The sequence below is a fragment of the Pseudoalteromonas maris genome (assembly GCF_049257235.1).
Lineage (GTDB): Bacteria > Pseudomonadota > Gammaproteobacteria > Enterobacterales > Alteromonadaceae > Pseudoalteromonas.
Window position 1 is genome coordinate 15,276 of sequence record NZ_JBMMUF010000001.1, and the last position, 20,407, is coordinate 35,682.

19 protein-coding genes are annotated in these 20,407 nt (G+C 45.5%); 4 read left to right on the forward strand and 15 right to left on the reverse strand.

Features of this window, described 5'->3' with window-relative positions; all coding sequences use genetic code 11:
• Positions 1–95 precede the first annotated feature (95 nt).
• The 9 genes from AAEU32_RS00095 to nagK all read right to left on the reverse strand — a co-directional run bounded on the left by AAEU32_RS00095 (position 96) and on the right by nagK (position 8,750).
• A complete protein-coding gene (locus tag AAEU32_RS00095) occupies positions 96–470 on the reverse strand; it encodes a PH domain-containing protein (RefSeq protein WP_421968517.1) in 375 nt (124 codons plus the stop codon).
• 2 nt (positions 471–472) lie between these two features.
• Entirely contained in the window at positions 473–1,384 is a 912-nt protein-coding gene (locus tag AAEU32_RS00100) for an ABC transporter ATP-binding protein (protein ID WP_421968518.1), read from the reverse strand.
• Positions 1,381–2,190 (reverse strand): ABC transporter permease, encoded by an 810-nt coding sequence (locus tag AAEU32_RS00105; protein ID WP_421968519.1) that lies wholly within the window; start codon positions 2,188–2,190, stop codon positions 1,381–1,383. Before AAEU32_RS00105 ends, AAEU32_RS00100 begins: the two co-directional genes overlap by 4 nt.
• A 102-nt stretch (positions 2,191–2,292) precedes the next feature.
• On the reverse strand, positions 2,293–3,462 hold the full coding sequence (locus AAEU32_RS00110; RefSeq protein WP_421968520.1) for a cystathionine beta-lyase: 1,170 nt from the start codon (positions 3,460–3,462) through the stop codon (positions 2,293–2,295).
• Entirely contained in the window at positions 3,459–4,379 is a 921-nt protein-coding gene (gene nudC / locus AAEU32_RS00115; RefSeq protein ID WP_421968521.1) for an NAD(+) diphosphatase, read from the reverse strand. The genes AAEU32_RS00110 and nudC overlap by 4 nt, the downstream gene beginning before the upstream one ends.
• A 124-nt stretch (positions 4,380–4,503) precedes the next feature.
• The gene (nagB, locus tag AAEU32_RS00120) at positions 4,504–5,295 is read right to left on the reverse strand and encodes a glucosamine-6-phosphate deaminase (RefSeq protein WP_421968522.1); all 792 of its coding nucleotides are present in this window, start codon (positions 5,293–5,295) and stop codon (positions 4,504–4,506) included.
• A gap of 211 nt (positions 5,296–5,506) precedes the next feature.
• Positions 5,507–6,640, reverse strand: a complete 1,134-nt coding sequence (gene nagX / locus AAEU32_RS00125) for a transmembrane glucosamine N-acetyltransferase NagX (protein ID WP_421968523.1) — start codon at positions 6,638–6,640, stop codon at positions 5,507–5,509.
• Positions 6,641–6,708: 68 nt separating this feature from the next.
• A complete protein-coding gene (gene nagA, locus AAEU32_RS00130) occupies positions 6,709–7,839 on the reverse strand; it encodes an N-acetylglucosamine-6-phosphate deacetylase (RefSeq protein ID WP_421968524.1) in 1,131 nt (376 codons plus the stop codon).
• A gap of 2 nt (positions 7,840–7,841) precedes the next feature.
• Positions 7,842–8,750 carry an N-acetylglucosamine kinase gene (gene nagK, locus AAEU32_RS00135; protein WP_421969036.1) on the reverse strand — a complete coding sequence of 303 codons (909 nt, stop codon included), beginning with the start codon at positions 8,748–8,750 and terminating at the stop codon, positions 7,842–7,844.
• Positions 8,751–9,115: 365 nt separating this feature from the next.
• Here nagK and AAEU32_RS00140 point away from each other — a divergent pair, with 365 nt between their 5' ends.
• Together AAEU32_RS00140 and AAEU32_RS00145 are read left to right on the forward strand one after the other, a co-directional pair.
• Entirely contained in the window at positions 9,116–9,739 is a 624-nt protein-coding gene (locus tag AAEU32_RS00140) for a hypothetical protein (protein ID WP_421968525.1), read from the forward strand.
• A complete protein-coding gene (locus AAEU32_RS00145) occupies positions 9,732–10,487 on the forward strand; it encodes a DUF3307 domain-containing protein (protein ID WP_421968526.1) in 756 nt (251 codons plus the stop codon). Before AAEU32_RS00140 ends, AAEU32_RS00145 begins: the two co-directional genes overlap by 8 nt.
• Positions 10,488–10,523: 36 nt before the next feature.
• Here the strand turns inward: AAEU32_RS00145 and AAEU32_RS00150 are convergent, their stop codons facing one another.
• Together AAEU32_RS00150 and pyrC are read right to left on the reverse strand one after the other, a co-directional pair.
• Entirely contained in the window at positions 10,524–11,363 is an 840-nt protein-coding gene (locus tag AAEU32_RS00150) for an isopenicillin N synthase family dioxygenase (RefSeq protein ID WP_421968527.1), read from the reverse strand.
• 219 nt (positions 11,364–11,582) lie between these two features.
• Complete coding sequence (gene pyrC, locus AAEU32_RS00155) at positions 11,583–12,626, reverse strand: dihydroorotase (RefSeq protein ID WP_421968528.1); 1,044 nt, start codon at positions 12,624–12,626, stop codon at positions 11,583–11,585.
• Positions 12,627–13,055: 429 nt separating this feature from the next.
• Between pyrC and AAEU32_RS00160 the strand changes: the two genes are divergently transcribed.
• A complete protein-coding gene (locus AAEU32_RS00160; protein WP_421968529.1) occupies positions 13,056–13,946 on the forward strand; it encodes a LysR substrate-binding domain-containing protein in 891 nt (296 codons plus the stop codon).
• Between the two features lie 47 nt (positions 13,947–13,993).
• Here the strand turns inward: AAEU32_RS00160 and AAEU32_RS00165 are convergent, their stop codons facing one another.
• The gene (locus AAEU32_RS00165; protein WP_421968530.1) at positions 13,994–14,746 is read right to left on the reverse strand and encodes a Nif3-like dinuclear metal center hexameric protein; all 753 of its coding nucleotides are present in this window, start codon (positions 14,744–14,746) and stop codon (positions 13,994–13,996) included.
• Positions 14,747–14,921: 175 nt separating this feature from the next.
• Between AAEU32_RS00165 and AAEU32_RS00170 the strand changes: the two genes are divergently transcribed.
• A complete protein-coding gene (locus AAEU32_RS00170; RefSeq protein WP_421968531.1) occupies positions 14,922–15,323 on the forward strand; it encodes a hypothetical protein in 402 nt (133 codons plus the stop codon).
• 65 nt (positions 15,324–15,388) lie between these two features.
• Here the strand turns inward: AAEU32_RS00170 and prpF are convergent, their stop codons facing one another.
• The 3 genes from prpF to prpC all read right to left on the reverse strand — a co-directional run bounded on the left by prpF (position 15,389) and on the right by prpC (position 20,383).
• The gene (prpF, locus tag AAEU32_RS00175; protein WP_421968532.1) at positions 15,389–16,555 is read right to left on the reverse strand and encodes a 2-methylaconitate cis-trans isomerase PrpF; all 1,167 of its coding nucleotides are present in this window, start codon (positions 16,553–16,555) and stop codon (positions 15,389–15,391) included.
• Between the two features lie 46 nt (positions 16,556–16,601).
• Positions 16,602–19,193, reverse strand: coding sequence for a Fe/S-dependent 2-methylisocitrate dehydratase AcnD (gene acnD, locus AAEU32_RS00180; RefSeq protein ID WP_421968533.1), 2,592 nt, complete (start codon positions 19,191–19,193; stop codon positions 16,602–16,604).
• 65 nt (positions 19,194–19,258) lie between these two features.
• Entirely contained in the window at positions 19,259–20,383 is a 1,125-nt protein-coding gene (prpC, locus tag AAEU32_RS00185) for a bifunctional 2-methylcitrate synthase/citrate synthase (protein ID WP_421968534.1), read from the reverse strand.
• Positions 20,384–20,407 lie beyond the last annotated feature (24 nt).

Below are 20,407 nucleotides of genomic sequence, written 5' to 3' on the forward strand. Positions count from 1 at the left end.
ATAAGTCCTTGCGCTGATGGAGTGAATTATAACTTAACTAAAGCGCTGATCTAATTAGTTAAATGTTATAAATTGTTAGATATAGGTACACTTTTTTACAAAGCGAATTTTGACAGTATGCGATATACCTCGTTGATGTTGTCTCCGCGTTTGAAGTTTTTAGTTAAAGGCGAAGTGTCAGATCCAATCCAAATTTTAAGCTCTGCATCCATATCGAAATGCCCAGCACTTTCTTTTGAGAACTTGGTGATTTTGCCATAAGGAATACTCAACACTTCCACTTTAGAGCCCGTCACACCTTGTTTATCAACCAAGATTAAGCGCTTATTGGTAAATAAAAACAAATCGCGAATAACCTTGTAGGCTTTTTCTAAGTTCTCTTCTGGCGCGAGGATTTCCTCAAGCAGCGCTTCAATTTCTTGCGCATTAACTTCACTGGCATTGCCCATTAATCCACTTAGCAGTCCCATTGTTACCCTCCATTTGCAAATAATTGGTTTTCTAATGTATGGCCATTGACTAGTGCACGATATTGCCAATTATGTTGATGACACAATTGCAGTATTTGAATATCCATGGCATCTGTGGCTTGTCCCTGATTATAGCCAATAACAAATTCATTTCGTTGACTATTACTCACCTCAACAACCGACTCTAACGCTTCTAGTTTTGCTAACACGCCCTCTCCTTGGTCGCGAAGCTGCAAGGTCAAGTAGCGCACCTGAGCGGTGTCTTTATGCAGTTCATGAGTGACCAATTTGCCTTTTTGCAAATATAAAACCCGGTCACACAAACGTTCTAACTCAGATAAGTCATGCGAGCTAAGCACAAAGGTCGTTTGCTCGCTCAAGCCACTGACTAACTCGCGTATCGCTCGGGCATTAACGGGATCGAGTCCTGCTGTCGCCTCATCCAGCATCACTAATTTAGGGGAGCCTATCAGCGCTTGGGCAATGCATACGCGTTTTTTCATCCCATGCGACAACTCATTCGGGCGGCTACTGTTGGTATCTGCCAAATCAACCAGTTCTAGTACACGCTGAGTTTCTAACTTGGCTTGCTTGGCTGAAAATCCTTGCAGGCGCGCAAATAAGTTTAATTGTTCACCTACACTAAAATCAGGGCTCAGCAATGCATCTTGCGGCAATGCACTCAACCGTCCAAATAAGGCAGCATTGCCTGGCTTATGACCCAGTACTTTAATGCTACCCTTGCTTGGTTGTAGATAACCGCAAATCAAACTAAAAAGGGTCGTTTTACCTGCGCCATTAGGGCCCACTAACGCAATGGGTTTGCCTGCTTCAAGCTCAATATTGACATCACACAATGCTTGTTTGCTGCCAAAGTAGTGGCTGACATTTTTTGCCTCGATTAACAGACTCATATACTACCTCGCTGAAACTTCCAAAAACCTAACGCTAAGAACAATGCAGACTGTATTAAAGGCCAAATTACAGCACTGACCATATCAGGGCGCAGTGTAACGATTTGATCCATAGGCTCACCGGGGAACAGGTAATCAAAAAACACAGGCAATCCTAATTTCACTTGCAGCAAAGTAACAATGAGCATGCCAATGGTGTAGAGCAAAATGGTATAAATCAGCGCCATTCTAGCGCTTCGCGCCACCGTATTTAGCAACGACATTAGCGCTATGAAAGGCATTAGATTAACAAGCAATAATAACTCAAACTGCACAGCATGATTGAGCGCATCATCAAGTGCTGTCATATCGCGCAGCGCAACAAGAATAATGGCACCACATAAACTAATAGCAATGAGAGCTGCCGTGCTCAAACAGTGTCCTAAAAAGCGCCCCAGTACGATTTCCAAGCGCGTTGCACGTAAGGAGATAAAGCGCAGCGTACCGCGCTCGCGATCACTGACAAATTGGTCACTGCATAAATAAATAATAAACGGTGGAAAGGTCACCGAGGCAATGAGCACATACACGGTCATTTCAGCATCGGGCCAGCGCAACATGCTCTGAATTCCAAGGTTACCAAAAACCACCATGACAAATTGTTCAAAGTCTGGGTTCGCTAAGATAGACACGGCTTCATACACGCCATAGCGATATATCATCAACCATACTAGAGCAAAAGCCAGCAGTGCTAGCCATGCTTTTTTAGTGAGAAAGTGCCGCGCCAATTCAAATTTCATCAGCTGCACTATCCGTAATGCATTCATTTGATTTTCCTTATTATTGTTACTGCTATTACTTGTCTTTACTCACTATAAATGAAAAAAGCGCTCAAAAGTATGAGCGCTTGTAAAAAGATGTTTCTGGGATTACAGATGACTGGCGTAGACCTCGAGGCCCTGTGTTAAATCGTCAATAAGGTCATCCACATCCTCCAAACCTATATGCAAACGCACCACAGGACCATGCTGCCACCCTGTGGCGCTGCGCAGCGGTTTCATTGTTAAACTGGTCGTGATCAAACTCTCGAATCCACCCCAGGAAAAGCCCATTTTAAAATGATGTAACGCTTCAACTAAGCCATCAAGGGCCGCTTGATTACCCTGCTTCATCACAATAGAAAAGAGGCCATTACTGCCATTAAAGTCACGCTTGAAGAATTCATGTCCAGGGCAGCTCGCAAAGGCTGGGTGGCGGACATGGTCGACCAAATGATGTTCACTCAACCACGACGCAATTTTAAGCGCACTTTGCTCATGCTGCGCCAATCGTACCGCCATTGTGCGTAATCCTCTTAACGCCATATACGCATCATCGGCACTACAACATTGACCTAGCAAATAAGAGTTTTCACGTAAGGTTGGCCAGTATTTTTCTGTGGCTACACTTACCCCCATCATCACGTCACTGTGACCAACAATGTATTTCGTTGCGGCTTGAATACTGATGTCTACACCAAAATCCAGCGGCCTAAAGTTCAAGCCATTGCCATACGTGTTGTCGAGCATGGTAATGATGCCATGCTCTTTTGCTACGTTCACAATGGCTGGCACATCTTGCACTTCCATGGTAATTGAACCTGGCGATTCCATGAAAATGACACGAGTATTGTCTTGGATCAGCGCTTCAATTCCCCCCCCGATCATGGGGTCATAATAGGTCGTCGTCACCCCCATGCCACTGAGAATTTTGTTACAGAAATCACGGGTAGGTTCGTAGGCGGTGTCCATCATTAAAATATGATCGCCGGATTTGACAAAAGATAGCAATGAGTTAGCAATCGCAGCCGCACCGCTTGGATATAGCGCGCAGCCCGCGCCCCCTTCAAGCTCTGCAATGGCTTCTTGTAATGCAAAGTGTGTGGTTGTGCCTCTGCGGCCATAAAATAGCGCACCATTACCACGGTTTTTAGCGGCCTCTTTAAACTGGGCAACATTGTCAAACACCACTGTCGATGCGCGTTGCAATACTGGATTTACAACTCCTTGGGTGTATTTTTTACTTCGCCCTGCACTAATAAGCTGGGTTTCTTTTTTCATTGTTGGTCCTCATTCTGTGCTATCCAAGTATCAATCAAAAAACGTGATATTGAGTCTTTGCGTGGTAATTTGAGGTGTTCTCCCCCTTCATCCCAATTGCCAAATTGGCGCAACTCCTCCTTGGAAAACCATTTGGCTTCACTCAATTCATCTTGATCGACAAAAATACTGGTACTTTTTGCTTTAGCCATATAACCGAGCATCAATGAGCTTGGAAACGGCCAAGGCTGAGATGCAATGTATCGCGGTTGTTCAACCTCAACTCCTGCTTCTTCCATCACTTCACGGCTCACTGCCGCCTCTAATGTTTCACCCGGGTCAACAAACCCTGCCAAGGTGGAATACACGCCTTGCGGCCAACTTGCTTGTCGCCCCAATAAACATCGCTCAATACCATCACTAAAGGTATAGTGAACAAGCATGATCACCGCTGGATCGGTGCGCGGAAAAGTCAGGTGTCGGCACGCTTTATTTGTGCACTTGCGAGCATGGCCTGCCTCTGCTGACAGGTTTTCAGTGCCGCAGCGACCACAAAATCTGTGTGTTTTATGCCAATGACACAAACCCCGGGCGAGTACCAAAATGGCTGCGTCGTGTGGATTTACAACTGCTCCATAAAGACGAATATCAATGAACTGGTGTTCACAAAACTGCGTTTGCTCAGCAAGTTGCTCACTAACATCTATGGCAAAATAGTGGTGATTTTGGTGTTCTCCCAAATATATCGCGTTATCCACATCAAAATGTTTAACCGCTTGATAATCAACATATGCAGCCACGCTCTGCTCGGCAATGAACAAGTTTTTATCGTTATTTACCAGTACATAGCGGCCGTTTTGTCGTTTATTGATAAGCCAATTTGGATCTTTTCTTTCGCCTGAGTGGCGGTCTAATGGTAGTTGGGTATATTGCAACATCCTGTGTGGAACATATACGAGTACACAATGCCTTTACCCTAGCACATTTGCGGTTCCTTAACAGCGACAAAAAAAGCCCATATCAGGGCTTTTTCTTCTATATTATGCGCTTTGTAAACTTCACCTACTTGCCTAGACGCTTAAGTAACTTTTGATTCTGTGCTTCGATATGTTTGTAAAACTCTATATCAGCCAACTTTGATGCTGCCGCCTCGTCTATGACTATCACGGCATTACGATGTAATTGCAATGCTGATGCCGGACACGCTGCACTTAAAGGCCCTTCTACTGTGGCACGAATTGCATCCGCTTTGTTTTCACCAGTGGCCAACAGCACAACTTTCCTCGCGTCTAATATCGTGCCAATCCCCATAGTGATAGACAAATAAGGTTGAAATTCATCCGCACTGAAAAAACGCGCATTGTCTTCAATTGTGGCTTTCGTTAGCGTTTTAATACGCGTACGTGACGTTAATCCAGATGAGGGTTCGTTGAAGCCAATGTGACCATTTCGACCAATGCCCAGAAGTTGCAAATCAATTCCACCAGCACTTGCGATTGCCTGCTCATAGTCATCACAGGCCACAAATGGGTCAGGTGCGTCACCTTGCGGCACATGGGTGTTGTGTTTATCAATATCAATATGATTGAACAACTGCTCATTCATAAAGTGGCGATAGCTTTGTCGGTGGCTACCTGTAAGCCCTAAATATTCGTCCAAATTGAATGTGCGTACATTTTTGAAACTCACCTCAGCATTGCGATTACGCGCTATCAAATCTTGATACAAAGCAACTGGGGTGGAACCAGTCGCGAGCCCAAGTACGCTCTGAGGGTTGTGAATTAATTGGGCGGCAAAAATATCTGCGCCATAGGCTGCAACTTCTTTGGCATCTTTTAGGATTACAATTTGCATAGTTAGCTCGTTGTTTAAATTGAAAAATGGGACCTATGGTCAAGTTGTGTGCAATCCAGCCTTGACCATAGATCAAGCCTAATTGGGGATACATAAATTAGGCCAAACCATTATGACAACGCTGTCATTATTGCAGAGCAAATACGCTCTGTAAAGTGAATGAGTTAAATCTCAGTCACTTTTTGTATTTTAATTAATCAAAAATATCAGCTTAAACACTGACGAAAATCTTACGCTTGTACATCCAATGTAGTACGAGTAGTTGCACCAACAATACCGCAAGTACCGCTACTAAAGGTTGCCAAGACTCACCAACAGCGCGGATCACACCTCCAAATACGCTCTTGGAAATATGTCCCCAGCTTACAAGGCTTGATGCAAGGTAAATAATGATGGAATTAGCGCCAATAACCACAAAGGGATACGCCCATTTTTTACAATTGAGAACATCAACCACAGCATAAAAAACAGCCAGCAGCATCGCACTCCATCCCACCGTGACAAGCACAAATGAGCTGCTCCAAAGGCGTTTATTTACGGGGAATGCCATATCCCATAGCCAACCTAGTGCTAAGGCGATAACACCCGCTATAAATAGCATTGCCGTCACTCGCCACTGACCGTAGTGTTGTGCTTTGGCGATCAGTTGACCGGCGAACACACCTAAAATTGCGTTGGCAACGGCAGGGATTTGCGATAACAATCCTTCAGGATCCATAGGGCCATTGCGATAAATCATGCCCGGCAACAGGTGTTGGTCGACCCATGCGTTCCAACTGCCCTCTGGCGTCAATTGCCCTGCCTCACCGCCTGGTACAGGAATGAAACACAGCCATATCCAATAACCGATTAAAATAGTTAGAGCAACCATTGCTTGGGTACGCAAAGAGGTGTGCCATACCAACATAGCAGCAACAAACCACGCCAACGCAATGCGCCCTAGTACACTCGCAAAGCGAACTTCGTCATAGTTCATCGGTACGCCCTTACCCCAGCCATGGTTGTAAAGCACACCTAGGCCTATCAATATCGCAACTCGCTTTAGTGCCTTGTTATAAAACACCATGCGTTCGGGTAATGGCAAATGATCTATGCGTTTGGGGTTAAGGCCCATGGCTACGCCAGATAAGAAAATGAATAACGGGAAGATCAAATCGTAAAAGGTAAAACCATGCCATGGAACGTGCACGGTATGTGCTTCAAACGCTTTCCACCCTTGCCATCCGGTGAGCACAAACAAAGCCGCGAACAGTGCTTGTCCGCCAAGGATCCAAAACATGTCAAAGCCTCTTAAGGCATCGAGAGATGCAAGGCGTTGTTTATTGTTCTTGTCAGCTGTAGTCATAATCTTTGCTTACTGTTAAAGCCTTAGAATTAATAGTGCGTCTCACATTGGCTAAATAAGCCAATGCGCTAAAAATAGTGAACTTGATTGCCGCCTATAAAGGTTTGTTGCACCTCGAGCTTGTCATTGAGTACAACGAAATCAGCATCATAGTTATTTTGCAATCGCCCTTTTGATGCACCAAGACCGAGATACTGAGCAGGATAAAGGCTCGCCATTCTCACGCTTTCCTCAAGGCTCACGCCCAGAGTCTGTACTGTGTTTCGAACAGCGCTTGCCATATCCAGTACGCTGCCGGCAAGCTCTCCTGTACTTGAATTTAACCTATCCCCCGTGCGGTAGACTTTACGACCATCAAAAAAGTCGAATTCTGTTTGCTCTGTGCCAACAGGCGGCATGGCATCGGTCACTAACATCATTTTGCCTAGTTGTTTGCTACGAATGGCGAGTCTTGCTGAGTCTGGATGCAAGTGATGACCATCAACAATCAAGCCACACCAACTTCTATCATCCAGCAATGCAGCACCAACAACACCTGGTTCACGGGATGTAAAAGGTGACATCGCATTAAACAAATGGGTGAAGCCGTCTGCACCGGCGTCAAGCGCGGCCATAGTAGTCGCATAATCGGCATTGGTATGCCCCAAAGATACTTTTACCTTCATCTCAACGAGCTTTCTTATGTCAGCAACACTGACATTTTCAGGGGCCAAGGTAACCATCTTTAACCCCAAATCATCACGTTCATAGATTGCGAATTCAGCGGCAGTAATTGGACGGATAAACTGCTCACTGTGCGTGCCTTTTTTCGGCAAACTTAAATGTGGGCCTTCAAAGTGAATTCCTAACACACCCGGTACATGGCTGGCTATAGCCTTCGCTGTTGCCTGTGCAGCGCGTTGCATCACCTGGATATCATCGGTGATAAGCGTGGGCATTAACGCAGTAGATCCGAACTTTGCGTGGGCCGCAGCGATACTCTCAAGACACGTCACAGACTGCTGAGCATTAAAAAATGCGCCGCCACCACCGTTGACTTGAACATCAATAAAACCCGGAACGACCAAACCTGACAATGGTGTTGCCTGTGCAACTGGTGCATCGCAAAAAGAAAGTTTACCGTTGACGATTTCAAAAGTGACGTCTGATAAAATTTGCTGTGAGTCAAACAGTCGCGCAGCGTGAAATGTATTTTTCATTATTATTTAACCTGTTCTATCTCTTGCGCAAAAGAGTGCTGCGCGAAATACACGGCCCCTAATTCTGGTGGTTGCTTTGGCTCAGTTATAAGCTCAGCGATGTCGTCACTGAGCCACTTTTGCAATGGTTCGGCCAAGCCTCCTATCATGGATAACCTTGGCGGCTTAATCTCAAGTAACCGTCTTGCCATCATACTAATGTACAACGCACCTTCTTTAACGATTGCTTTGGCAATGGGGTCCCCCTTGTCAGCAGCACCGAGTACCATGCGCGCTAATTTAGCATAACTACTTGATGGTTGACCCGCCATTTGTTCCGCTATACCCATTGCACTACTGGTATTAAAATGTAGTTTAAACAAAGCAGTAAGCTCTGTGTGAGGGCCCAAACCATCAAGGTCAAGCAACACCGCTTTAAGCCCTTCTAAACCACACCATGCGCCGCTGCCCTTGTCACCTTGAGCAAAACCATGGCCACCATAACTGACACTGTGATTATCAACACATGCAAACCCACATGATCCAGTTCCGGTAATAATAACCGCCCCGTCTTCTCCTTCATGAGCGCCAATGCACGCGGTGTGTAAGTCAGTGGTGAGGTACATTTTTTTAAACGGATGCTGCCATTGCCCTATTTGCTCATAAAGATTAGGTAAATTGACGCCCGCAAGCCCCAATCCGGCCACTAACGTATGCACTGTTTGCAGACTCAATCCAGCATCCTGAAGTGCTTGTTGTGTTGAGACCATGATGGACTCTAACGTGCGCTCAAAGCCATGTAATGGGTTAGCTGGGCCGCCTAAACCGGTTCCTAGCACTCCTTGCTTTGGACAATATATGGTGGCGCGACATTTTGTTCCGCCACCGTCAATACCAATATATAGCTGCGTTTGGCTAGCACCGTTACCCATCACTGAAGACCCCTCACCCTAGTATCATAATGGCCCAAGTAGTTATGTAGATTACTCAAGCAATATTCTTTACCTTGTTGAATTTATGTTACACAAAAAATGACAGCGTTGTCATTGTTTTTTTGAAAAAATCCCTTTAAAAAACACCATTCAATCTTAGTTTGTTGTTTTATAAATAGAAAATATAATCGCTTTGACGTCCCCGAGAGTATGTATCGGCAGACCATATTATCGCCCCTATGTGCAGCCTGATAGCGCTTTTTATACTTGTAGAAAAGCTTAGTTGTAACTATATTTAGTTACATAGCTACAAGTAACTAAATATAGTTACTTTGATATGAGTAAATAAATTAGGTTTCCTCACTATGACACCAGCCTATTACACCGTGCTCAGTGGCGACCTCGTTGGCTCGAGTCACTATCAAGGCAATGAATACGACACTCTGATAACAATACTCAAGCAGGGACTAAATACAATTTGTAGTCACTACGGCGGCGAGTTTGATATGTACCGCGGGGATGCATTTCAGTGTATTTTTTCTAAACAGTCAGCACCTTTGATGATGGCTTTGTTGACACGCCTTTTTCTAAAGCAATATGGTATTGATGCCCGCATAAGTGAAGCACACGGACCTATCGAACATTATCGGGGTGAAATAAAGTCAGCAACTGGCGCTGCGCTTATCGCCTCAGGCAAAGGGTTAGACAACATCAAAAATCATCGTCTTGCTCTTACGATCATTGGACAGGAGCTCAGTGCGAGTTTCGCTCTGAATATCGCGTTTGTTGATAACATCCTCTCCCATGTCACTAAGAAGCAAGCTCAAGCACTGTATTTATATTTTTTGACTCCGGGTATTGAGCATGCACAAATTGCCCAAATGTTGGATACCTCACGTGAGAACGTGACAAAGCTGCTCAATACAGGGAACTATCGCTTACTTGATGAGTTTGTAAAAGTAGCAACCAAGGAGATGGTAAATGAATGAGCAAATAACACTGTTACTAGGATTATTGCTAGTACACTTTATTGCCGACTTTTACTTGCAACCACTTACGTGGGTGCATGACCGCAATCGCCGTCATGCAAGGTCATTAAAATTAGTATTTCATACGCTAATACATGGCGCGCTCAGCAGTGTTATTTTGCTGATGTGGGAATGGCATTTTGGCTTGGGCGAATTACTTCCTGTTGTGCTTTGCTCCTTGGTCATTATGAGTACGCACTGGCTCATCGATGTGACAAAATCTTATACCAATCATGGCATTGTGCCGTTTTTTATAGACCAAATTGCACACCTGTGTGTGATAGTCGCGATTTGTATCGCCCTCAGCGAGGCTACCAGTTTAAATGAGTGGTTTAGCGCACTACTGGCAAATCAGCAAACCTATGTTGTGTTGCTCGCCTACCTGTTGGTATTTAACCCCTGCTCTGTCGCTATTCGTATGCTACTAGAGCGCTGGCAATTACCTCAAGTAACCAGTAGTGATGCAAGTTTACCGCAAGCCGGCCATAGCATTGGTTTGCTAGAGCGGGCGTTGATGCTCACCTTCATTCTCATAGATGAATTAGCAGGAGTTGGATTTGTGCTTGCTGCGAAATCGATATTCCGTTTCGGTGATTTAGCTAACGCTCAAGAGAAGCATCTCACTGAATATGTGATGCTAGGTACGTTGCTCAGTGTGGTATTTACTTTGGCTATTGGCCTAAGTGCTAAGTACTTCATCACCCTTTAAACACAAAAAAGCCCGTTGATACGGGCTTTTTTGTTGTTATTTAACGCCGAGTTCGCGTAAGCGCTCTTCAAGATAACTGTGCGCAGTATAGCGCTCAGATAACACCACATCAGGACGAGGGTGCAAAAACAGGGGTAACGAGATACGCGACTTAGTTGACGCTTTGCCCGTCGGGTTGATCACACGGTGAATTGTTGATGGGAAATAACCACCAGACGCCTCTTGCAACATATCGCCAATATTGATGATCAGGTTACCAAAATCACTAGGTACGTCTAACCAACCACCGTCTTTAGTTTGCACCTGCAAACCAGGTTCATTCGCTGCGGGTAAAACTGTCAGCAAGTTAATATCGCCGTGCGCTGCAGCGCGAATTGCACCAGGCTCTTCGTCACCAGTCATCGGCGGGTAATGTAAGATACGTAACAGCGTTTTCTCAGACTCTTTGATCATATCTTTGAGATCAATCGAAAACTTAGCTTGAACATCTGCTGGCGCATGCTCTTGCACCCAGCTTAGTAGTTCACTGGCAAATTCATTGGCAAGACGGTAGTACTCACGAATTTCTTTTTCTAGCTGCGCAGGAACGCGGCCTTTAGGGTATACGTGATAATACTCTTTGATGTCTTTTACTTTAAAACCTTTTGCAACTTCACTTACATCAGGTGGGAAATAACCATCTTGGCTGTCTTTGTTGTACAAAAAGTCATGCTTTTGTTCAGAGTTAAAGAATTCTTGCCAGTTATTGTAGATTGACTCCACCAGCGACTGCGGAATTGGGTGGTTCGTTAACACACCAAAGCCCGTGTTACGCAAAGATTCTACGAACTCTGCTGGTGCAGATGGCGATTGATAGTCCACTGTTGGTAAGTGCATGGTTAGTTCACCTGTTAGTTGTAGCGCTTAAAGCAATTGTTCTTGCTTAATTTTAGCGCCAGAGCTTAGTCAAAGCGACTGTAGATCCTAAGGACATATGTCCGTAATGATATAGCACCTTGCGAGTATTTGATCCAAGTCAACCTGCGGGCCTATTATAGAACAGGCATAAAAAAACCCAGCATAGCTGGGCTTTTACTACTCAAATCTAGGCCAAAATTAGTCTTTCACTTGCCAGTTTAATGTTTCACCTGCGCAAATAGGGATAACTTTATCCTCACCTAACGGATAACTTGCTGGCACTTCCCATGGCTCACGTACAAGGGTTACCGTGTCGGCATTGCGTGCCATACCGTAAAAGTCTGGACCAAAGTGACTTGCAAAGCCCTCAAGTTTATCCAGCGCATCAGCTTGTTCAAACGCTTCTGCATATAACTCAAGTGATGCATGTGCCGTATACGCACCCGCACAGCCACACGCAGCTTCTTTTTTATCTTTAAGGTGAGGCGCTGAGTCAGTGCCCATGAAGAACTTAGGGCTACCGCTTGTAGCCGCCTCAATTAACGCTTGTTGATGCGTGTTGCGCTTCAAAATAGGCAAGCAATAGTAATGAGGGCGAATGCCACCAGCGAGCATATGGTTACGGTTATACAATAAGTGATGCGCAGTGATAGTCGCCGCAACATTGTCTGATGCAGACTTAACAAATTCTACTGCATCCGCCGTCGTGATGTGCTCAAGCACGACCTTCAAGTTAGGGAAATCACTGACTACTTTTTTCAATTTCGTTTCGATAAACACTTTTTCTCTATCGAAAATATCAATGCTCGAGTCAGTAACTTCGCCGTGTACCAAAAGCAACATGCCAACTTCTTGCATCGCTTCAAGCACTGGATAGATGTTTTCGATATCTGTTACACCCGAATCAGAGTTTGTTGTCGCGCCCGCTGGATACAACTTAGCGGCAACAATTTTACCTGTTGCTTTGGCTTTGCGAATTTCTTCAGGTGTTGTGTTATCTGTTAGGTATAACACCATCAATGGTTCAAAGTGTGCTTTAGGACCCGCAGCCATAATGCGATCCCTATAAGCAAGGGCGGTGTCAGTACAGGTTGCTGGCGGCACTAAGTTTGGCATGATGATCGCTCGGCCAATGTAGCGGCTAGCGTCGCGAACAGTATCTTTTAACTGTTCACCATCACGAAGGTGAATGTGCCAATCATCTGGGCGTGTAAGGGTAATACGTTGCTCTGTACTTGTCATTGCTCTTATCCACTGAAAAATTTGTGTGATCTTAGGGTGGAAGCCTATCAAAGTAAAGGGTTGCACGGCGCTAATACACACCTTCTTATATGTTTGTACTCACAGGTTCAGATAATGTGATTGCCATTTTCATCATTTGCCTTGCAATCATGGGTTGTTCAATGACGTGGAACTTCTTTTTGATACACACCGCCGTGCAATATCAATATCAATTTGAATTTTATTCATAGAAAAACACATTTTCATTATTTGCATATCTAATAACTAATCGTTTTAACCACAATTATGATTAAATTTTATGTTTTGTTAGCAAAATGACAACAATGATGATATGTTTTGGCCGTCTAGACTTGTAAAGTAAATATTAAAGTGTGAGTTGTACCCCAATGTGAATTAAATTAGTTCATGTGCCGTTGAGAGTAGTTGATTATGATAGATATAAAACACCTGAAAACCATTTCCACCCTAAAAGATACTGGCTCTCTTGTTAACACTGCCCGTGAACTCTATTTAACGCAGTCCGCCTTATCGCATCAAATCAAAGATTTAGAAAACAAACTAGATTGCCAATTGTTTGAGCGCAAGACGCATCCTGTGCGCTTTACCCCGCAAGGCATGCTACTACTGGAACTCGCTCATGAAGTATTACCCAAGGTAGAGGCAACGAAATGCCGCTTAAAAGAAAGCTTAAATCAGCCTATTTCAAGTTTGCGTTTGAGTGTTGAATGCCACGCCTGCTTCCACTGGCTGCTGCCGACTATTAAAGAGTTCAACAATTTTTGGCCTGATATTCATGTCGACTACGAGCGCGGCTTTAGTTATGACGCCATCCCAGATTTGCTTGCTGGTGATTTGGACATGGTACTGACATCAGATATTCGCGAACCTGAGCACCTAGAATATGCCCACCTCTTTGACTTTAAATTAAAGCTTATTGTGGCACCGGATCACCCTTTGGCAAATAAAGCCTACGTTACCGCGCTGGATTTAAAAGATGAGACCATCATTTCATACCCTATTCCCCGTGAACGTCAGGATATTTTCAAGCATTTCATTCAAAATGCGCGCTTTGACGGCACCTTAAAAGCGGTTGAACAAGGTTTATTAGTATTCCAATTAGTAAGTGCGGGTATGGGAATTGCGGCGCTACCAGATTGGTTAGTCACACCATATGAATCTCAAGGACTCATTAAGTCGATTCCGCTGGGCGCGTTAGGATTGAATCGACCTATGTATTTAGCAATGCGCAAAGATATGAAGGACAACCCTGTATATCGTCACTTCTTAAATACCTGTAAGCAAAACAACAATAGAAAGTAACTAGTTGATCGGGCGATATTTCATCGCCCAATAATTTCACGCGGTGATCACACTGGGTTATCGATATCGATAAAGGTCACATCAACATCGAAGTGTTGACTGATATGCTCACCCAATGCTTTTGCGCCATAGCGCTCAGTAGCATGATGTCCGGCGGCAAAAAAGTCGATGCCCTGCTCCCGCGAGCTATGAATCGTTTGTTCTGAGGCTTCACCGGTCAGATACGCATCAAGTCCTTGTTGCGCTGCCAAGTCAATGTATCCCTGACCTCCACCTGTGCACAAACCAATTGTTTCTATGCGCTCAGAACGAACTAATGAGCTCAGTGGCTTTCTGCCTAAAACACGCTCAATTCGCTGTGCAAATGCTTCCCCTGAAACAGGCTCTGCTAGTCGCCCCCATACCGGTACACTTACAGGATTTGCTTCCATACCGCCTTGTAATTCGATGCCTAGCAATTTAGCTAGCTGTGCATTGTTACCTAACTGGGGATGAACATCGAGCGGCAGGTGATAAGCGATCAGATTAATATTGTTATCGAGCAAGGCTTTAATGCGGCGCTGTTTCATGCCCGTAATAACCTCGGACTCTCCTTTCCAGAAATAGCCATGGTGAACAACGAGCGCGTCAGCGCCTAATTCAATCGCTTTATCTACGAGCGCTTGGCTCGCAGTAACGCCGGTAACAATCCTATTAATATGCTCAGCACCCTCAACTTGAAGGCCATTTGGACAAAAGTCTCTAATTTGATTCGGTGCGAGAGTGTCATTTAAAAATGCCATTAGATCAGTGCGTTTCATATTTACCTCAAGAACATCGTTCACACGCTTAAATATGTGCAAATTGTCACGCTTGTGTTGGAAAAAATAAAGGAAATTAGCAATTTCGCCACAAAAAATTGAAAATCTTGGGACAAATGGGTATAAATATAAACTTGTAATAAAATTAACCTGCGTTAACGACTAGGATCTTTTGATGAGTAAACTAGACAAAACAGAAGTGTTAGCTGCTTTTGAAGCTGCCTATGAAGCGGCGAACGGTAAAAAGCCAGAAATCACAACTAAGCCTGGCTGGTACAGCATTGATGGCGGCAAAAACATGCGCCTTGCTGACGTAGCTGCACTAACTGAAGAACTCACTTCTGGTAAGACAGAAGCGGTCGCAAAAGCAGAAACGAAGGCACCTGCAAAGGCTCCAGCTAAAGCAAGCAAAAAAACAACAACTAAAAAAGCAGCACCAGCAGCAAAGCCTGCCGATAATAAAGCTGCCTTCACTGTAGTAAGCGAAAACAAAGACGGCTACACCGCTGAAGAGTTGTGGATCAAAGAGCTTGCAGAAAAAGACCACGACTGTCGCCTACCGCGCGGCGTTGTGTAATGCACCTTCTGCTTCAATTAAAAAAAGCCGCATAAGCGGCTTTTTTTATGTCACTTGGATTCCAACTATTGAGGCTCGGGTACACGTACCCAACCTTCCATTAGGCGTCGAGCACTTCGGCTCATACTCACGCTGTGAACATCACATTGGCCATCAGCCATGTTTACCGAAGCTCCTACTTGCAATGTACCCGATGGGTGCCCAAACGTAAGTGACTCACGAGCAACACCTCCGGCGGCCTGATTAACCAAAGTCCCTTCTATTGCCGCAGCCGTTGCAATCGCGACTGCTGCTGTGCCCATCATTGCATGGTGCAGTTTGCCCATGGACAAGGCACGAATTTGCACATCGATGTCTTGTTTATCAATCGCTTTACCACTTGAAGAAACATAGCTGCTCGCTGGTGCAACCATCGCTATTTTGGGCGTATGCTGACGTGTCTTCGCCTCTTCAATGTCTGAGATAAGCCCCATTTGCACAGCACCGTACGCTCGGATTTTCTCAAAACGAGCCAGTGCAGCATCATCATTGTTGATGTCATCTTGCAACTCTGCACCGGTATAACCTAGCTCACTGGCATTGACGAAAATCGTTGGAATGCCGGCGTTAATAAAGCTCGCCTGTAAGTCCCCTTCGCCTGGCACAGTCAGTGTGTCGACCAGATTACCTGTTGGCAGCACAGCCCCATCACCGACTGGCGATAGAAAGTCCACTTTGACCTCAGCCGCAGGGAAAGTCACCCCGTCAAGTTCAAAATCACCTAACTCCTGAACCAACCCATCACGCATTGGCACGTGAGCAATAATGGTTTTGTTAATATTGGCCTGCCAAATACGCACCTCAGTGGTGCCGTTGTCACAAATACGTGACGCATCAACAAGACCATTGTTAATCGCAAATGCACCTACTGCAGCGGTTAAGTTGCCACAGTTACCGCTCCAATCAATAAATGCCTTATCGATAGCGACTTGACCAAATAGATAGTCTACATCGTGATCTGCCTTATCGCTTTTAGACAAGATCACCGTTTTACTGGTGCTTGATGTCGCCCCACCCATGCCATCGGTGTGTTTGCCGTAAGGATCTGGACTACCAATTACACGCAGTAATAATGCATCTCGATATTCACCCGGCTGTTGTGCCTGCGGGGGTAAATCGTTGAGCGCAAAGAACACCCCTTTACTGGTACCTCCACGCATATAAGTAGCGGGAATTTTTAATTGTTGTGTCATACAAAAACCTCAAAAAAATGGGCACTATTGGCCCACTTTTCACTGATTACACAGAGCCTTCAAGAAAGTCTTGAGCGAAGCGCTGCAATACACCGCCAGCACTGTAAATAGACAATTCCTCTTGGGTATCTAAGCGGCACTTGGTCGAAATAGTAAATTGCTCACCATTTGCGCGCGTGATCTGCACCTGCATGTCGGCGCCAGGTGCTGGCTCACCGACCACAGTGTAGGTTTCACTGCCATCAAGGTTAAATGTCTTGCGATTTTCTCCGCCTTTGAACTCAAGAGGGAGCACGCCCATACCAATCAAGTTGGTGCGGTGAATACGCTCAAAGCCTTCTGCGATGATGACTTCTACACCCGCAAGGCGCACACCTTTGGCAGCCCAGTCACGGCTTGAACCTTGACCATAATCAGCACCCGCAACAATACACAGTGGCTGCTTGCGCTCCATGTAGGTTTCGATAGCTTCCCACATACGAGTAACGTGCCCTTCTGGCTCGATACGGGCCAAAGAACCTTGCTTTACATCACCATTTTCATCACGCACCATTTCATTAAACAATTTAGGATTGGCGAACGTTGCGCGTTGTGCGGTTAGGTGGTCGCCGCGGTGAGTCGCATACGAGTTAAAGTCTTCTTCAGGCAAGCCCATTTTTGCAAGATACTCACCTGCCGCACTGCTCGCTAAAATAGCGTTTGATGGCGACAAGTGATCCGTGGTGATGTTGTCACCCAACACTGCCAGCGGACGCATTTCTTTCATTGTGCGAGGCGCTGCTAAGGCACCTTCCCAATACGGCGGACGACGAATATAAGTACTCATTTCGCGCCAATCATACAATGGGTTGTTTTTCTCACCGTAGTCGACATCCAAATCAAACATTGGCTCGTACACTTGACGGAAGTGCTCAGGTTTGACGCTATTGGCAATGACCGCATCGATTTCTTCGTCACTTGGCCATAAGTCTTTGAGGGTAATAGGTTTACCTTGCTCATCATAACCTAGTGCGTCTTTTTCGATATCAAAACGAATCGTCCCTGCAATTGCATAGGCTACAACCAATGGCGGTGATGCTAAGAATGCTTGTTTTGCATAAGGATGGATACGACCATCAAAGTTACGGTTGCCTGATAGTACGGCAGTCGCATACAAGTCGCGTTCAATGACTTCTTGTTGAATCACTGGATCAAGCGCACCACTCATTCCGTTACATGAAGTACATGCAAAACCAACTACACCAAAACCAAGTTGCTCTAGTTCAGGCAGCAAATTAGCCTCTTCTAAGTACAGCTTCACCGCTTTTGAGCCCGGCGCCAGAGAGGTTTTCACCCAAGGTTTACGCACTAAACCTAATTTATTGGCGTTGCGTGCAAGTAAACCGGCCGCAATCACATTGCGTGGGTTAGACGTATTGGTACAACTGGTGATCGCTGCGATGATCACCGCACCATCAGGCATTTTGCCTTCTTCTTGTTCGATAGGTTTGGCGATACCACGCGCTTGTAAATCAGCCGTCGCTAAACGTGCGTGTGGATTAGATGGGCCAGCGAGGTTACGGCCCACAGCAGACAAATCAAACGTCAATAGGCGTTCGTACTGTGCACCTGTCATTGCATCGGCCCACAACCCTGTTTCTTTGGCGTATTGTTCAACCAACTTCACTTGCTCATCGTCACGACCGGTAAGCGTTAGATAATCAATCGTTTGCTTATCAATGTAGAACATCGCCGCAGTCGCGCCGTATTCTGGTGTCATGTTCGAAATAGTGGCACGGTCGCCCAGTGTTAAGTGCGAGGCGCCTTCACCGAAGAACTCAAGGTAACTTGAGACTACTCGCTCTTTGCGCAAGAACTCTGTTAGCGCAAGAACGATATCTGTAGCGGTAATGCCTGGTTGCGGCTTACCAGTTAACTCCACACCAATGATATCAGGCAGACGCATATAAGAAGCACGACCTAGCATTACGCTTTCAGCTTCCAAACCACCCACACCCACAGCGATTACGCCCAGTGCGTCAACGTGCGGTGTGTGTGAATCTGTACCTACAAGCGTATCTGGGAAAGCCACACCATCGCGCACTTGGATAACCGGCGACATTTTCTCCAGGTTGATTTGGTGCATGATGCCGTTACCAGGTGGGATCACATCAACGTTTTTAAACGCTGTTTTCGTCCAGTTAATAAAGTGGAAACGGTCTTCGTTACGACGGTCTTCAATTGCACGGTTCTTTTCAAAGGCATCAGGGTCAAAGCCCGGCGCTTCAACTGCCAGTGAGTGGTCAACGATTAGCTGTGTTGGTACCACTGGGTTTACTTTTGCCGGATCGCCGCCTTTTGCTGCAATCGCATCACGCAAACCAGCCAAATCGACTAGCGCTGTTTGGCCAAGAATATCGTGACACACTACACGTGCTGGAAACCAAGGGAAATCGTGCTCACGTTTGCGATAAATAAGTTGTTCTAGGCTTTGAGTCAGTGTGTCAGGTGAACAGCGGCGAACAAGGTTCTCAGCGAGTACTTTTGACGTATATGGAAGGCCGTCGTATGCACCTGGTTCAATTGCGTCAACTGCCGCGCGAGTATCGTAATAAACTAACTCAGATCCTGGCAGCGTTTTACGGTATTGGGTATTCATAATCTTCTCTACATTGACAATGGAGTCGGTGCGACAAAGGTGGTGCCGCACCTAAAGGCAAGTGTTTAACGTTCGCTTAGTGAAGGTACTGGACGTGCATCCGGACCGACATAACCAGCGCTTGGGCGGATAATACGGTTATTAGCACGCTGCTCTTTGACGTGCGCAGTCCAGCCAGTTACACGACTCATCACGAAGATAGGTGTGAACAGTTTAGTTGGGATGTCCATGAAGTGATATGCCGATGCATGGAAGAAGTCTGCATTACAGAATAGTTTCTTCTCACGCCACATAACTTCTTCACAACGCACTGATACAGGGTAAAGCACGTCATCGCCCACTTCTTGTGCTAAGCGCTCTGACCATTTTTTGATGATCACATTACGCGGGTCGCTCTCGCGGTAAATTGCGTGGCCAAAGCCCATAATTTTTTCTTTGCGCTCAAGCATACCCATTAGTTCTTGCTCAGCGTGATCGGCACTTGTAAAGCGCTCGATCATGTCCATCGCAGCTTCATTCGCACCACCGTGAAGAGGGCCACGAAGTGAGCCAATTGCGCCCGTAACACATGAGTGGATGTCAGAAAGCGTTGATGCACAAACACGTGCCGTAAATGTAGATGCGTTAAATTCGTGCTCAGCATACAGGATAAGCGACACATTCATTACGTCAGCAAATAATTGCGATGGCGCTTTGTCGTGCAATAGGTGTAGGAAGTGTGCACCAACTGAATCATCATCAGTTTCAACATTAATACGCACGCCATCATGACTGAAGCGATACCAGTAACAAATAATGCTTGGGAAAACAGCAATCATACGGTCAATTGCATCGTTTGCTTGCTCAAAGCTGGTTTCCATTTCTAAGTTGCCCAGCATTGAACAACCTGTACGCATCACATCCATTGGGTGTGCATCCTTCGGAATTGCTTCAAGGACTGTTTTTAGTGCCTCTGGCAACGCGCGCAATGATTTGAGCTTTGCTTTATATTCAGCCAGTTCTCCCGCTGTAGGAAGTTCACCGCGCGAAAGCAAAAATGCGACTTCCTCAAACTGAACTTTATCTGCTAGTTCACTGATGTCATAACCGCAATAAGTAAGGCCAGAACCTGTTTTACCTACTGTACATAATGCTGTTTGACCTGCTTCTTGTCCGCGCAAACCTGCGCCGCTTAGTGCTTTATCTACCATTGTTATTCTCCTGAATTTTGTCCT

Excerpts from the sequence above, each read along its gene's own strand:
- AAEU32_RS00095 (WP_421968517.1), bottom strand. The coding sequence starts at position 470 with ATGGGACTGCTAAGTGGATTAATGGGCAATGCCAGTGAAGTTAATGCG.
- AAEU32_RS00100 (WP_421968518.1), bottom strand. The coding sequence starts at position 1,384 with ATGAGTCTGTTAATCGAGGCAAAAAATGTCAGCCACTACTTTGGCAGC.
- AAEU32_RS00105 (WP_421968519.1), bottom strand. The coding sequence starts at position 2,190 with ATGAATGCATTACGGATAGTGCAGCTGATGAAATTTGAATTGGCGCGG.
- AAEU32_RS00110 (WP_421968520.1), bottom strand. The coding sequence starts at position 3,462 with ATGAAAAAAGAAACCCAGCTTATTAGTGCAGGGCGAAGTAAAAAATAC.
- nudC (WP_421968521.1), bottom strand. The coding sequence starts at position 4,379 with ATGTTGCAATATACCCAACTACCATTAGACCGCCACTCAGGCGAAAGA.
- nagB (WP_421968522.1), bottom strand. The coding sequence starts at position 5,295 with ATGCAAATTGTAATCCTAAAAGATGCCAAAGAAGTTGCAGCCTATGGC.
- nagX (WP_421968523.1), bottom strand. The coding sequence starts at position 6,640 with ATGACTACAGCTGACAAGAACAATAAACAACGCCTTGCATCTCTCGAT.
- nagA (WP_421968524.1), bottom strand. The coding sequence starts at position 7,839 with ATGAAAAATACATTTCACGCTGCGCGACTGTTTGACTCACAGCAAATT.
- nagK (WP_421969036.1), bottom strand. The coding sequence starts at position 8,750 with ATGGGTAACGGTGCTAGCCAAACGCAGCTATATATTGGTATTGACGGT.
- AAEU32_RS00140 (WP_421968525.1), top strand. The coding sequence starts at position 9,116 with ATGACACCAGCCTATTACACCGTGCTCAGTGGCGACCTCGTTGGCTCG.
- AAEU32_RS00145 (WP_421968526.1), top strand. The coding sequence starts at position 9,732 with ATGAATGAGCAAATAACACTGTTACTAGGATTATTGCTAGTACACTTT.
- AAEU32_RS00150 (WP_421968527.1), bottom strand. The coding sequence starts at position 11,363 with ATGCACTTACCAACAGTGGACTATCAATCGCCATCTGCACCAGCAGAG.
- pyrC (WP_421968528.1), bottom strand. The coding sequence starts at position 12,626 with ATGACAAGTACAGAGCAACGTATTACCCTTACACGCCCAGATGATTGG.
- AAEU32_RS00160 (WP_421968529.1), top strand. The coding sequence starts at position 13,056 with ATGATAGATATAAAACACCTGAAAACCATTTCCACCCTAAAAGATACT.
- AAEU32_RS00165 (WP_421968530.1), bottom strand. The coding sequence starts at position 14,746 with ATGAAACGCACTGATCTAATGGCATTTTTAAATGACACTCTCGCACCG.
- AAEU32_RS00170 (WP_421968531.1), top strand. The coding sequence starts at position 14,922 with ATGAGTAAACTAGACAAAACAGAAGTGTTAGCTGCTTTTGAAGCTGCC.
- prpF (WP_421968532.1), bottom strand. The coding sequence starts at position 16,555 with ATGACACAACAATTAAAAATTCCCGCTACTTATATGCGTGGAGGTACC.
- acnD (WP_421968533.1), bottom strand. The coding sequence starts at position 19,193 with ATGAATACCCAATACCGTAAAACGCTGCCAGGATCTGAGTTAGTTTAT.
- prpC (WP_421968534.1), bottom strand. The coding sequence starts at position 20,383 with ATGGTAGATAAAGCACTAAGCGGCGCAGGTTTGCGCGGACAAGAAGCA.